The 13,212-nt window shown below is 67.6% G+C and carries 12 protein-coding genes; 5 read left to right on the top strand and 7 right to left on the bottom strand.

From position 1 onward, the window contains the following. Window positions 1-87: 87 nt before the first annotated feature. Window positions 88-444, bottom strand: a complete 357-nt coding sequence (locus EV192_RS08150; RefSeq protein WP_132112570.1) for a hypothetical protein — start codon at window positions 442-444, stop codon at window positions 88-90. 214 nt (window positions 445-658) lie between these two features. Here EV192_RS08150 and EV192_RS08145 point away from each other — a divergent pair, with 214 nt between their 5' ends. Then, on the top strand, window positions 659-994 hold the full coding sequence (locus EV192_RS08145; protein ID WP_132112568.1) for a VOC family protein: 336 nt from the start codon (window positions 659-661) through the stop codon (window positions 992-994). A 29-nt stretch (window positions 995-1,023) separates the two neighbouring features. Here EV192_RS08145 and EV192_RS08140 read toward each other — a convergent pair whose 3' ends face one another. Further along, window positions 1,024-1,620: a TetR/AcrR family transcriptional regulator gene (locus EV192_RS08140; protein ID WP_132112566.1), complete on the bottom strand. Its 597-nt coding sequence runs from the start codon at window positions 1,618-1,620 to the stop codon at window positions 1,024-1,026. Between the two features lie 67 nt (window positions 1,621-1,687). Between EV192_RS08140 and EV192_RS08135 the strand changes: the two genes are divergently transcribed. The 4 genes from EV192_RS08135 (at window position 1,688) to EV192_RS08120 (ending at window position 6,328) form a co-directional block, all read left to right on the top strand. Beyond that, entirely contained in the window at window positions 1,688-2,257 is a 570-nt protein-coding gene (locus tag EV192_RS08135; RefSeq protein WP_132112564.1) for a DUF6817 domain-containing protein, read from the top strand. Next, the gene (locus tag EV192_RS08130; RefSeq protein ID WP_132112562.1) at window positions 2,254-2,544 is read left to right on the top strand and encodes a hypothetical protein; all 291 of its coding nucleotides are present in this window, start codon (window positions 2,254-2,256) and stop codon (window positions 2,542-2,544) included. Before EV192_RS08135 ends, EV192_RS08130 begins: the two co-directional genes overlap by 4 nt. A 39-nt stretch (window positions 2,545-2,583) precedes the next feature. Next, window positions 2,584-5,082, top strand: a complete 2,499-nt coding sequence (locus EV192_RS08125) for a DEAD/DEAH box helicase (protein WP_132112560.1) — start codon at window positions 2,584-2,586, stop codon at window positions 5,080-5,082. 262 nt (window positions 5,083-5,344) lie between these two features. Continuing rightward, complete coding sequence (locus EV192_RS08120; protein ID WP_165960242.1) at window positions 5,345-6,328, top strand: NHL repeat-containing protein; 984 nt, start codon at window positions 5,345-5,347, stop codon at window positions 6,326-6,328. A 58-nt stretch (window positions 6,329-6,386) separates the two neighbouring features. On the opposite strand, the gene EV192_RS08115 is transcribed toward EV192_RS08120, so the two are convergent. From EV192_RS08115 to EV192_RS08095, 5 genes are all read right to left on the bottom strand, one after another. Continuing rightward, the gene (locus EV192_RS08115) at window positions 6,387-7,763 is read right to left on the bottom strand and encodes a M20/M25/M40 family metallo-hydrolase (protein WP_132112556.1); all 1,377 of its coding nucleotides are present in this window, start codon (window positions 7,761-7,763) and stop codon (window positions 6,387-6,389) included. Between the two features lie 62 nt (window positions 7,764-7,825). Continuing rightward, the gene (locus tag EV192_RS08110) at window positions 7,826-9,577 is read right to left on the bottom strand and encodes an ABC transporter ATP-binding protein (RefSeq protein ID WP_132112554.1); all 1,752 of its coding nucleotides are present in this window, start codon (window positions 9,575-9,577) and stop codon (window positions 7,826-7,828) included. After that, window positions 9,574-11,250 (bottom strand): ABC transporter substrate-binding protein, encoded by a 1,677-nt coding sequence (locus EV192_RS08105; protein ID WP_243726684.1) that lies wholly within the window; start codon window positions 11,248-11,250, stop codon window positions 9,574-9,576. The genes EV192_RS08110 and EV192_RS08105 overlap by 4 nt, the downstream gene beginning before the upstream one ends. A gap of 11 nt (window positions 11,251-11,261) precedes the next feature. Then, window positions 11,262-12,257, bottom strand: a complete 996-nt coding sequence (locus EV192_RS08100) for an ABC transporter permease (RefSeq protein ID WP_132112549.1) — start codon at window positions 12,255-12,257, stop codon at window positions 11,262-11,264. Continuing rightward, window positions 12,257-13,192, bottom strand: coding sequence for an ABC transporter permease (locus EV192_RS08095; protein ID WP_207925909.1), 936 nt, complete (start codon window positions 13,190-13,192; stop codon window positions 12,257-12,259). Before EV192_RS08095 ends, EV192_RS08100 begins: the two co-directional genes overlap by 1 nt. Window positions 13,193-13,212: the final 20 nt, after the last annotated feature.

The raw sequence follows: 13,212 nt of genomic DNA, 5'->3' as shown, positions 1-13,212 counted from the left end.
TCAGTCGTGCAGCTGTGGAATCGATTCCCCTACAAAGAGAATCACATGAACAAGTATCTCGAGCGAACCATGATGACGATCGACTGACTAGAACCTTCGCTCGTCCAAGAAGCCGATCTTCCCGGCCACCGCACCAGCCAGGTCGACGTCGAAGATCTGCGCCAACAACATTGTGCACACCATGACGTCAGCGAGTTCACCGGCGAGGGTTTCATTGGTGTACTGGTCGACCTTGTCCGCCCGGCAATAGCGGATGGCACCGAGCACCTCGGCATGGAGTTCGCCCACCTCTTCGCCGAGCTTGACGGTCTGCGCGAGCGCGAACAGGTCCCGGTCGGCCTGACTGTCGAGGCCGAAATTGGCCGCCAGCCGTTTGGCCTGTTGGCCGGCCCACGCTGAAAACTCCCGCAGGCTCATGTCATTGTGACGCTCGACGGCATCCACGGTTTCAGGCTCCAGTGATTCGTCCGGCCCGGCAACCGACTCGATGCCTGGGCTTCGAACCGCGGACAGTAGCTTGACACCGCTGTGGATCGCTATGTGGACAACTCGTTCGGGTTTCGTGGCACACGGCCGTAAAAGATCTTGTTGGTTCCTGTCGAGTTGGGTCTTGGCTGGTCGTCCTTGGGGCACGTGACCTAGTGAAGGGACTCATTCCATGTCTGGTGAGATCAACTGGTTCGAACTGGCCGTCGAGGACACCGCGAAGGCGAAGACGTTCTTCGGGACCGTGCTGGGGTGGCAGACGCAGCAGTTCGAGAGCGACGACTACCACCTGGTCGGCACCTCGCCGGCGGGGGCGATCGCGCCGAAGAGTGCCCGGCTGCCGGCGAGCCGGGTGTACTTCCAGACCGACGACCTGGACGCCACGCTGGCCAAGGTCGCCGAGTTGGGTGGCAAGCCGGGTGAGGCGTGGCCGATTCCGGGGATGGGACGGATCGCGCACTGCGAGGACGACCAGGGCACCACGTTCAGCCTGTACCAGCAGGGGTGACCGGATCGGGGCGGTCCCACGGCCGCCCCTCACCGCAGTCGTCGTTCCAGGCCGGGCCAGAGGGCGTCCATTGTGGTGGTGACCAGGTGGGACCGGGGAGTGGTGGGGTGGTCGTACCACCAGAGGGCGAGGGCGCGCAGGGAAGCGCCCATGATCTCGACCAGCATCTCGGCCTCGGTGGTGTCGCCAGTCTCGCGCAGCACGCCGGCGACAAGGGGGAGCACTTCCGCGCGGCTTGCCGCGGTGACGTCGACCTGGGCTTGGCGGGCGTCATGGTCGGCGGTGGAGACCTGGAAGAGCAGGGGGATCGCGGTCCGGCGTCGCTCGACGTGGGCGAACCAGGCGTCGATCGCGCCCGCGACCCGCTGCTGCATGGGGCCATGGCCGGTGACACCGCGGTGCCAGGTTTCCCGCAGCTGGGCGTACTCGGTGTCGAGCACCTGCCGGTACAGGGCCAGCTTTGACGGGAAGTGGTCGTAGAGGACCGGTGCGGAGACCCCTGACCGACGGGCGATCTCGTCGACCGAGGAGCCGTCGTAGCCGCGCTCGGCGAAGACCTCGGCGGCACACGAGCCGATCAGCGCGCGCCGCTGCGCCGCGGGGATTCGACGACGCGGTCTTGACAACCTAACGCTCCTTCGGCAAAGTCCGGCACAACCTAACGATCACTAGGTTAGCGGCCAGAAGGACGTCATGGACCCGAACACCGTGCCTCGGTACCCAGAGATCATCGACTTCCTCACCGCTCGCGGCGCGGCGGAGATGGAGCACCCGGGCGGCACCCTCCTCGACCACCTCCACCGCACCGCGCGCACCCTTGCCGAGTGGAGCGCTGAGACGAGCCTGGTGACCGCGGGGCTTTGCCATGCCGCCTACGGCACCGCCGGATTCCCTGTCGCGCTCGTGCCCGTTGAGCGGCGGGACGAACTGGCGGAGTTGATCGGCACGTCCGCCGAACAGACCGTCTACCGGTACGGCGGTTGTGACCGGGGCTTCCTCTATCCGCAACTGGGGGTTCGGCAGCCGGTCGAGTTCCGGGACCGGTTCACCGGCGACACCGCTGTCCTGGCCGACGACGAGCTGGCCCCGTTCATCGAACTGACCTTCGCCAACGAACTCGACGTGTTCGGCCACAACGACGAACTGCTGACCCAGCACGGTCCCGGGCTCGCCGCGCTGTTCGAGCGGTGTGAACGCATGGCCTCACCAGCGGCCTACCGGGCGTTCCTCGCCAGCGACCTCCCGCGCGGCACCGAAGAATGACGGGGCTGGCGCGAGTACTGGACGACGTGCTCACCGTCGTGACCACGACCGAGCAGGACACCTCGTGGACGCGTCGATGGGACACGGCCGACGAGATGGTCCGGGAACTCTCGGATCACCGGGACCGTGTCCGCCTCGGTGATCTGTCCACGTTGCCGGAGCTGAAGTTTCTGTTCGCGCCGACCGGACCGCTGCAGGACGTGTCGCTCAGCAGCGGCTGGGGCGAACTGTTCCTGCGACTCGCCGAGCGGTTCGACGGCGCCTACGCGGAGATCATGGACAGCTGACGAACGTGCAGTTCACCGAGGTACTAGGTTTGAGAGGCCATGAACCTCACCGAGCGCCTTCCCGCCACCCCTGATCCCGACAGCCTGTTCGAGGCGTTCGCCGAATGGGCCGCCGACCGTGGGCTCAGCCTCTACCCCGCGCAGGAGGAGGCGCTGATCGAGGTGGTGTCCGGGTCGAACGTCATCCTCGCCACCCCCACCGGGTCGGGCAAGAGCCTGGTCGCCGTCGGCGCGCATTTCGCCGCGTTGGCGGCGGGGAAGCGGACGTTCTACACCGCGCCGATCAAGGCCCTGGTCTCGGAGAAGTTCTTCGACCTGTGTTCGGTGTTCGGGGCCGACCAGGTCGGCATGATGACCGGTGACTCCAGCGTGAACGGCGGCGCGCCGATCATCTGCTGTACGGCCGAGATCCTGGCCAACATCGCGTTGCGCGACGGCGCCGACGCCGATGTCGGCCAGGTGGTCATGGACGAGTTCCACTTCTATGCCGAGCCGGACCGCGGCTGGGCGTGGCAGGTGCCGATCCTCGAACTGCCGCGGGCCCAGTTCGTGCTGATGTCCGCGACCCTGGGCGACGTCACCCGGTTCGAGAAGGACCTGACCAGGCGCACCGGGCTGGCCACCACGACGGTGAGTTCGGCGCAACGGCCGGTTCCGCTCTTCTACAACTACGTGCTGACGCCCCTGCACGAAACCCTCGAAGAACTGCTGTACACCAACCAGGCGCCGATCTACGTCGTCCACTTCACGCAGGCGTCCGCCATCGAACGCGCGCAGGCGTTGATGAGCATCAACGTGTGCAGCCGCGAGGAGAAGGACGAGATCGCCCGGCTGATCGGCCGGTTCCGGTTCACGTCCGGGTTCGGCAAAACCCTGTCCCGGCTGGTGCGGCACGGCATCGGTGTGCACCACGCGGGGATGCTGCCGAAGTACCGGCGGCTGGTCGAACGCCTCGCCCAGGCCGGCCTGCTGAAGATCATCTGCGGCACGGACACCCTGGGAGTCGGGATCAACGTGCCGATCCGGACCGTCCTGTTCACCGGACTGTCCAAATACGACGGTACGCGGACCAGGCACCTCAAGGCCCGCGAGTTCCACCAGATCGCCGGGCGCGCCGGTCGGGCCGGCTACGACACGGTCGGCAACGTCGTCGTGCAGGCGCCCGATCATGACGTGGAGAACGAGCGCTTGCTCGCCAAGGCGGGCGACGACCCGAAGAAACGCCGCAAGGTTGTCCGCAAGAAACCGCCCGAGGGCTTCGTCTCCTGGGGTAAGCCCACGTTCGAACGGCTCATCGCGGCCGAACCCGAACCGCTCACGTCCAGTTTCGCGGTGAGCCACTCGATGCTGCTCAACGTGATCGGCCGGCCGGGTGACGCCTTCAAGGCGATGCGGCATCTGCTGGAGGACAACCACGAGGACCGCCCGTCGCAACGCAGGCTCATCCGCCGTGCGATCGCGATCTACCGCGCGTTGCTCGCCGCCGGCGTGGTGGAACGGCTGGACGAGCCGGACGACGAGGGCCGACGGATCCGGCTCACTGTCGACCTGCAGTTCGACTTCGCTCTGAACCAACCGTTGTCGCCGCTCGCGTTGGCCGCGATCGACCTGCTGGACAAGGAGTCCCCGACCTACCCGCTGGACGCGCTGTCCGTGATCGAGTCCACATTGGAGAGTCCGCGGCAGGTTCTCTCGGCGCAGCAGCACAAGGCGCGCGGCGAGGCCGTCAACCAGATGAAGGCCGACGGGATCGAGTACGACCAGCGGATGGAGCTGCTCGAATCGGTCAAACACCCGGAGCCGCTGGCTGAACTGCTGCACGCGGCCTACGAGATGTACCGGCAGGGCCACCCGTGGGTCGCGGACTACCACGTCGAACCGAAGTCCGTGGTCCGGGACATGTACGAGCGGGCCATGACGTTCGCCGACTACATCTCGTTCTACCAGCTGGCCCGCTCGGAAGGGCTCGTGCTGCGGTACCTGGCGGACACGTACAAGGCGCTCCGGCAGACCGTGCCCGACGAGGCGAAGACCGAGGAACTGCAGGACATCGTCGAGTGGCTGGGCGAACTGGTCCGCCAGGTCGACTCCAGCCTGATCGACGAGTGGGAGAAACTCCGCAACCCCGACGACGAGCCCGAACAGGAACAGGATGCCGCGCCGCCGGCGGTCACGTCGAACGCCCGCGCCTTCCGGGTGCTGGTACGCAACGCCTTGTTCCGCCGGGTCGAGCTGGCCGCGCGGCGGCAGTACCACGAACTGGGCGAGCTGGACGCGGCCTCGGGTTGGGACGCCGCCGCCTGGCAGGAGGCTCTGGAGCCGTACTTCGAGGAACACGGCGAACTGCCTGCCGGCCCTGCGGCCCGTGGCCCGCATCTGCTGGTGATCGAGCAGGAATCGGACCGGTGGGTGGTCCGGCAGATCTTCGACGACCCCGCGGGCGACCACGACTGGGCCATCTCGGGCGAGGTGGACCTGGCCGCGTCGGACGAGGCCGGCGGCGCGGTCCTGCACATCACCGAGGTCGGCAACTCATAGTCAACATTTGCCTGTCCGACAATTCCGCATAATGGTGGGATTGGTTCTCTGGCAACGAATGGCGCCCATTTGCACGATAGGCAGGCGAAAACGTGGCGCGCGATAATCGGGCGAGAGGAGTGATATGAACGGTATCGGATATCGTTTGGCCCGTCGCGCCGCGGCTGTCGCGGCAGCGGTCGTGCTCGTCACACCACTGGCTCCGACAGCGGCCACAGCGCCGGTCCAGAGTTCGGTGGACTTCGGCAAATACCCCCATGGAATGACGACCAGCGCGGACGGAAGCAAGGTGTACGCCGCGGTGCAAGACTACGGCCAGGGCTACGGGAACCCGGCTGTCGCGGTCGTGTCCGCCGCCACCCGACAGTTCATCAAATGGATAGTCCTGCCGGCCGGCTCGAATGCCCGCTACCTGGTGGCCGGCCCGACCGGAAATCGGATCTACGCCTTGGTCAGTGGCGGAGTGGTGCTGATCGACACCGTGACCGACAGCGTCAGCGCCTATGTGCCGTTTCCCGCGCAGCCCCTGCCGTTTCCCAACTGGATGCCGGGTGAGGTGACCGACCTGGCAGTCAGCCCGGACGGTGCGACGTTGTACTTCACCCAGTACGGACCGAGCACGTTCCGGCAGAGCAGGCCGGGACGGGTGCTGGTGTTCTCCGCCGCGACCCAGACCTTCACCGGCGTCGTCGGGCTCGATTCCGCCCCCGGCAACACCTTCGCGGTGCAACGCGTGGCCGTCAGCCCCAACGGCAACGACGTCTATGTCGTCACTGGCGGGCCGCCCGTGCACCTCGACGCCCGGACCAACCCGCCCAGCATCCGGGGTGCGGTGACCATTCCGGGGCCGTTCGGCAGCGACAGCAACGCGCTGGTGGTCAGTCGTGACGGGACACGCCTGTACGTCGGCGCGTTCCAGGACGGAAATGTGTACGTGGTCGACACGGCCACGGACCGCACCACGGCCACGATCACCGTCCAACCCGGTTACGACTCGCTCGTCCAGGTCATCGTCGGGCACAGCGCCGGGCGACTGTACGTGGCCGAGTTCTACAACAACGGCGCGCCCAGGGTCGCCGTGGTCGACACCAACACCAATCTGGTCAGCGGCTGGATCACCCCGACCGGTGTGGTCGACATCTGGAGCATCGCCCTGAGCCCGGACGACCGGACGCTCTACGCGCTTGACGAGGTTTCATGGGCGACCAACGCCGCCCGGCTCGACATTCTCGACAACATCGCCTGAACTTCGCTTACCGGACAAGGCAGCCCCCGGCTGGGGAGCTGCCTTGTCCGCGCGGTGGTTATGTGGGCACAGGGAAGGCAACTGGGCTGCGGTGGCCGGACTTGTCGACCGCTCGGACGCCGAAGAACACGTTGTCCTTGGAGAGGTCGACTTTGGCCGTGGTCACGTCGCCGACGTTGATCACGTTGGTCCAGTCCGAATCCGTGGTCTCCCGCCAGACGATCTCGTAGCCGGCCAGGTCGGGTTCGGTGCCGCGAGTCCAGAGCAGGGTCGACTGGTTGGTCAGCTGGGAGGTGTCGATCTTGACGCCCTTCGGCGTTCCCGGGGCGCTGGCCAGCGACCACAGGACCGCGCCGTTCACCCGGGCCACCCGGGCGGTGAAGGCGAAGTCGCAGAACTCCGGCAGGTCGCCGAACTGCACGCCGTTCTCCACCCGGACGTCCTGGTGTTGGTGGGCGAAGTTCTCGTGCGGCTCGGTGAAGCGGCAGGCCGGATAGCCCTGGGTCAGGAACGAGATGTGGTCGCCGCCGCGCAGGTAGCGGTCCCTTCGGTAGACCACGCGGACGTTCATGTTGGTCGCGTCGTTCACCGCGACACTGCGTACGAACCGGGACAGCTGGCGGGACGTCGAGTCGTTCTCGCCGCCGACCGACCGGCGGACGTTGGCCTGGGCCGGGGTTTCCGCAGTGGGGACGCCCTCGGCGAACAGCCGGATCGTGTGCGGGTCGCGGCTGCCGTCGTCGGCCGTGCTGCTGCCGACGATGTCATTGGTGAACATGGCCTGGACGTCCGTGTTGGCCGCCTTGAACTGCTTGGCCATGAAGTCGGAGCCGAACAGTCCCTGCTCCTCGCCGGCCACCGCGACGAACACGAGGGTCGCCTTGGGTTTGCGTTTGGCCATCACCCGCGCCAGCTCCATCGCGACCGCCACACCGGAGGCGTCGTCGTCGGCGCCGGGCGCGTCCTTCACCCCGTCCAGCCCGTCCGTGCAACGGGAGTCGTAGTGGCCGGAGATGACGTAGACGCGTTCGGGGTTGGTCGACCCGCGCAGAGTGCCGACCACGTTCGTGATCTTGACCTCGACCGGGATCCGCGGCGGCGCGGCCGGCTGGATGTAGGACTGAAGTTGGACGGCCAGGTTCGGGATCTTGCTGAACTCGGCGAAGAGCCAGTCCCGGGCGGCGCCGATGCCGCGGACCGGATCGTCCTGTGAGGACAGTGTGTGCCGGGTGCCGAAGGCGGCCAGCCTGCGGATGGTCGCCTCGATCCGGCGCTCGTCGATCTCCCGCAGGATCGCCCGTAACTCGGCGTCGGGTGGCTGCGGCCGGACCGGCCGGCCGGGGCCGCGGTCGCCGAGTTCCTCGGCACCCGCCGGAATACCGACAAGTGCCGCAGCGGCGACTGATGCGGACAGGAATGTTCGTCTCGTGCCCATGCGAGCCTGCCTACGCCTGTCCTGAGGTCAAGACCAGCGCCGAAAGTAGGAGCTACGGAGTGTCAGTCGAGCTTCCGCCAGGCCTCCCGGCGACGCCGCTGTTCCGCCGGGTCGGCGACCGGCGCCGCGGCCAGCAACCGTTGCGTGTAGGGGTGCACGGGCGAGGACAGGACCGCCTTGGTCGGCCCCTGCTCGACCACGTGCCCGCGGTGCATCACCGCGACCCGCCCGGCGAGTTGCTCGATCACGGCCAGGTCGTGGCTGATGAACAGGCACGCGAAGCCAAGTTCGTCCTGCAGCGAACGGAACAGGTCCAACACCCGGGCCTGGACCGACACGTCCAGCGCGCTCGTCGGCTCGTCGGCGACGAGCAGCTCCGGATCGAGCGCCAACGCCCGAGCGATGCACACGCGTTGCCGCTGGCCGCCGGACAGTTCGTGTGGGTAGCGGTTCCGCAGCGACGCCGACAGCTGCACGGACTCGAGCAGCGCGGCCACCCTTTTGTCCACTTCGGACCCGCGGAAGGTGTTGTGCAGCCGGATGGGTTCCGCGACACTGTCACCGACGGTCGCCCGCGGGTTCAGCGACGACAACGGGTCCTGGAACACCAGGCCGATCCGTCGCCGCAGCGCCTTGGCCGCCCGGCCACGCACCGAGGTGATGTCGACCCCACCGATCGTGACGGCGCCCAGCGTCGGCGTGAGCAGACCGGTCACGACCTTGGCCACCGTGCTCTTGCCCGATCCGGACTCGCCGACCAGGCCGAGCACCTCACCCGGCTCGATGTGCAGGCACACGTGGTCGGCGGCGCGCACCGAGATCGACCGGAACCGGCCGCCGTACACCACCGACATGTCCGAAATGGACAGTACGGGCGCGGTCGCTGGCACGTCCGGAACCGATGTGGTGGCCGGGTGTTCGGTGACCGCGAGGTGGTCGTCCCGGACGACCACCGCCGCGGCCAGAGCCCGTTCGACACCCTCGGTCGCGGCCGAGCCGAGCGAGATCACCGACCCCAGCAGCTGCCTGGTGTAGTCCTGCCGTGGCGAGCCGAAGATCTCGGTGACCGTGCCCTGTTCGACGACCTGCCCGTCGTACATCACCACGACCCGGTCGGCCAGGTCCGCGACCACGCCCATGTCGTGCGTGATCAGCAGGATCGACGTGTTCAGGCGGCTCTTGAGGTCCCGCAACAGCTCCAGGATCTCCGCCTGCACGGTCACGTCCAGTGCCGTGGTCGGCTCGTCGGCGATCAGCAGCTTCGGGTCGTTCGCGACCGCCATGGCGATCACGATCCGCTGCAGCTGACCGCCGGACAGCTCGTGCGGGTACGCGCGGAACCGCTCGGCCGGCAACGGGATCCCGACCAGGTCGAGCAGTTCGATCGCCCGCCGCTTCGCGTCCGAAGAGGACAGTCGCTGGTGGGCGCGCAGGGCTTCGACGATCTGGTAGCCGACGGTGAACACCGGGTTCAGCGCGCTCATCGGCTCCTGGAAGATCATCCCGACTTCGTAGCCGCGCACGCCGCGCAGCTCGTCGGGCGTCATCGCGTAGAGGTCGCGGCCGTCCAACAAGGCACGGCCGGTCACAGCCGCGTTCGACGGCAACAAACCCAACAGGGACATGGCCGTCACGGTCTTGCCGGAACCCGACTCCCCCACCACGGCGAGCACCTCGCCGCGGGCGATGGCGTAGCTCACCGACCTGACCGCCCGCACCGAGCCGTTGAACTCGACCGAGACGTCCGACAGCTCCAGCAGGTCAGCCCCGCCAGCCGAATCAGCCAGCGACCCGGCTGGCGAGGCCGATGTCACTGGATGATCCCGAACTGGCGGTAGTCCACGTACGCCGGGAACCGGCCGATGGTGACGTTGCCGACCTTGGACCCGTGCAGGAACGAGTTACGGGTGTAGATCAGCGGCACCACCACCGAGTCGGCCATCAGCTTCTTGTCCAGCTCGACCCACTTCTTCGCGGCGTCGGCCGGGTCCACAGTGGCCTGCGCGTCGGTGATGCCCTTGTCGACCGCCGGGTCGTTCAGGCGGGACTCGTTGACCCCGCCGCCGCCGATCTCGGTGGACTGGAACAGCGGCTGCAGGTTCGCGTTCGCCGTCGGGATGTCCGGCTGCCAGGACGCGAGAGTGAGGTCGTAGTCCGGGTTCGCCTTGGTGTCGATCTCCTCGGTGTACGTGTCGCTTTCCAGCGTCTTGATGTTCACCTTGATGTTCGCCCTGGCCAGCGCGGCCTGGATGGACGCGGCCAGCTCCGGGTAGTTGTTCTCGTTCTTGGTCGCCAGCACCAGGTTGTCCAGCCCGTTGGGCAGGCCGGCGGCCGCCAGGATCTGCTTGGCCTTGTCCGGGTCGCCCTCCGGCTTGGTCGGGTACAGGTCGAACTGCTCGCGGCCGGCGATGCCCGGCGTGATCAGCGTGGTGGCGACGTCCCCGGCGAGCTGCGCGCTGCCGGCGCTGGCGACCTGGTACGCGGCCTTGTTCACCGCGTACTGGAACGCCTTGCGCACGTTCGGGTCGGTGAGCTTGCCCCTGGTCGTGTTGAGCGCGAGGTAGGCCAGCGCGCCTGACTCGGAGGTGACCAGCCGCGACTTCGCACTGGCGTTGCCCTGGATCTGCGCCAGCTGGGCGGGGGACGCGAACGACACGCCGAACGCGTTCTGGTCGTTGCCGGTGTCGGCGATCAGCCGCTTGGAGACCACGTCGGTCTGCTGGCCGAACTGCCACTCGACGGTGTCCGGGTAGCCCTTGCGGGTGGTGTCCTCGGTGGCGCTCCAGTACTGGTTGCGGACCAGGGTCGCGCCCTTGCCCCGCTCGTACTTCTGAATGGTGTACGGACCCGACGCGATCGCGTGCTCGCCGTAGTTCGGCTCAGCGCCCTTGCCCTTGGGCACCGGTGCGAACGCGGGCGTGCTGGCCACCCAGTTCCAGTCGCCGTACGGCCGGGCCAGGTGGAAGATGATCGTCTTGTCGTCGGGGGTCTCGATCGTGTCGAGTTCCTTGCCGCCGTCGTATGGGCCCTTGTACGCCAGGCCAGGCGAAAGCAGGTCCTTGTGGTAGGTCAGGCCGCCGGAGAACGCGGACGCGAACGACCGCTCCAGGCCCCACTTGACGTCCGCGGACTTGATCGGGGTGCCGTCGGCGAACTTCACGTTGTCCTTCAGCGTGAACGTCCACGTCTTGCCGCCGTCGCTGGCTTTCCCGGTGTCGGTGGCCAGGTCAGGGACGATCGTGGTGTCCTTGCCGGGCGCGACCTGCCACGAGGTCAGCCGCCGGTGCACGAACTGCAGGCCGGTCACCACCAGGCTGCCGCTCTTGGCCGGGTCGTACTGCTGGCCGGCGGCGTCCGAAAGGATGTAGAGCGTGCCGCCCGCCTTGATGGTGCCGGCGCCACCCGCTTGATCAGCTGGTTTGTCATTGGCGCCGCAGGCGGTCAGCAGTGTCGCTGCGACTGTCACCCCGGCGATCAGGCGTTTCAATGGATTCCCCTTCATGTCAGGCGGGCCCGCGGATCGAGCACGCCATAGAACAGGTCGACCAGGAAGTTCATGACCGTGACGAGCAACGCCGAGAACAGCGTCACGCCCAGCAGCACAGGCAGGTTGAACGAGCCGATCGCGTCGATCAGCAGCCGGCCGACGCCGGCCATCCCGAAGATCCGTTCGGTGATCACGGTCCCGGCGAGCAACTGGCCGAGGTCCACACCGAACACCGTGACCACGGGCAGCAGCACGTTGCGCAACGCGTGCCGGCCGACCACCTTGGTCTCGGTCAGGCCCTTGGCGCGGGCCGTCCGGATGAAGTCCTCACCCAGCATCTCCAGCATCTGTCCCCTGGTCAGCCGCGCGTAGGTAGCGGCGAACAGGAACGCCAGCACGCACCACGGCAGCACGAGGTGCCACGCCCACTGGGCCACGTTCTGGCCGATCGGCACGTATCCCGTCTTGGGCACGACGTCCAGCGCGAACGCGAAGATCGTGATGCCGATCATGCCGGCCAGGTACGCGGGCATCGACACGCCGGCCATGGCGAGGGCCATGGTGATCCGGTCGATCGGCGTGCCCCGCTTGAGCGCGGACAGCACACCGAGGCCGACCCCGGTGATCAGCCACAGCACCGCGGCGCCGAGCGCGACCGAGAAACTCACCTCGACGCGCTCGGTGATCTCGTGCAGGACGTCCACGTTGTTCTGGAAGTCGTAGCCGAAACACGGGGCCGTGCAGTGGATCGCGGTGGCGCCGGTGCCGAACGTGCGGCCGCCGAAGATGCCGCCGAGGAAGTCCAGGAACTGTTGGTACCACGGCACGTTGTAGCCCATGAACTCCCGGGCCAGCGAGAGTGCCTGCGGGCTGCACGGCCGCCCGCACGCCAACTGCGCCGGGTCCGACGGCAGCACGTAGAACACCAGGAACGTGATGAACGTGACGATGAGCAGGACGAGGACCATGCCGCCGAGCCGGGCCGAGACGAACCGCGCGATACGCATCAGGCGCGTCCCTTCGACCTGGGGTCGAGCTCGTCCCGGATGCCGTCGCCCACCACGTTGAACGCCAACGTGACCAGGAACAGCGCGAGACCGGGGAAGACCAGGTACATCGGATCGGTCTCGAACCAGTCGATCGCCCGCGAGATCGTCCGCCCCCAACTCGGCGTGGGCGGCAGCACCCCGACGCCGAGGAACGACAGCGCCGCCTCACTGCCGATCATCGCCGGGATGCTGAGGCTGCCCACCACGATGATCGGTGCCCACAGGTTGGGCAGCAGCTGCTTGGTGAACACGTGCCACGAACCGCCGCCCATGGCCTTGGCCGCGGCGACGAAGTTGCGTTTGCTCAGCGACAGCACCTGGGCGCGGACGATCCGGGCGACCCGTGGCCACCCGAAGATCCCGAGGACCACGATCATCAGCAGTTGCCGGGGGAACTGGATCGGGGTGACCGCGCCGAGGGCGATCATGAAGATCAGCGACGGGAACCCGAGGAACACGTCCGCCGACCACGTCACCAGCCGGTCCCACCAGCCGCCCAGGTACCCGGCGCTGGCGCCGATCAGCACGCCGAGGAACGTGGCCAGCAGCGTCGAGGCCAGCCCGACCAGCAGCGACACCCGGGCGCCGTGCGCGACCAGGGCGAACAGGTCGATCCCGGTCAGCGGCTCGACGCCGAACCAGTGCGACCCGCTGACCCCGCCGAGCGACCCGATCGGCACGCCGTTCGTCAGGTTGTGGATGTCCGGGTCGAGGTTCTGCCCCTCGATCGACACCCACAGGTCCGCGCCGAGGGCCATGAGCACGATCACGACGACGATGACCGCGCAGGTGAACGTCCACTTGTCCGCCCTGATCGCGCGCCACAGAGCAGCCGGCAGCGAGCGCGCCGCAGTGGGCGCGACACCGCCGTCGAGCGGTAAGGGGTCAGACACAGCACCTACCCGTGTTCGGC

Source organism: Actinocrispum wychmicini (genome assembly GCF_004345645.1).
Lineage (GTDB): Bacteria > Actinomycetota > Actinomycetes > Mycobacteriales > Pseudonocardiaceae > Kibdelosporangium > Kibdelosporangium wychmicini.
Note: the sequence above shows the minus strand (reverse complement) of the source record. Positions and strands in the feature narration are given on the sequence as shown.

Bases quoted from the DNA above. Each gene is read 5' to 3' on its own strand.
- EV192_RS08145 (WP_132112568.1), top strand. From the start codon at position 659: ATGTCTGGTGAGATCAACTGGTTCGAACTGGCCGTCGAGGACACCGCG.
- EV192_RS08135 (WP_132112564.1), top strand. From the start codon at position 1,688: ATGGACCCGAACACCGTGCCTCGGTACCCAGAGATCATCGACTTCCTC.
- EV192_RS08130 (WP_132112562.1), top strand. From the start codon at position 2,254: ATGACGGGGCTGGCGCGAGTACTGGACGACGTGCTCACCGTCGTGACC.
- EV192_RS08125 (WP_132112560.1), top strand. From the start codon at position 2,584: ATGAACCTCACCGAGCGCCTTCCCGCCACCCCTGATCCCGACAGCCTG.
- EV192_RS08120 (WP_165960242.1), top strand. From the start codon at position 5,345: ATGACGACCAGCGCGGACGGAAGCAAGGTGTACGCCGCGGTGCAAGAC.
- EV192_RS08115 (WP_132112556.1), bottom strand. From the start codon at position 7,763: ATGGGCACGAGACGAACATTCCTGTCCGCATCAGTCGCCGCTGCGGCA.
- EV192_RS08100 (WP_132112549.1), bottom strand. From the start codon at position 12,257: ATGCGTATCGCGCGGTTCGTCTCGGCCCGGCTCGGCGGCATGGTCCTC.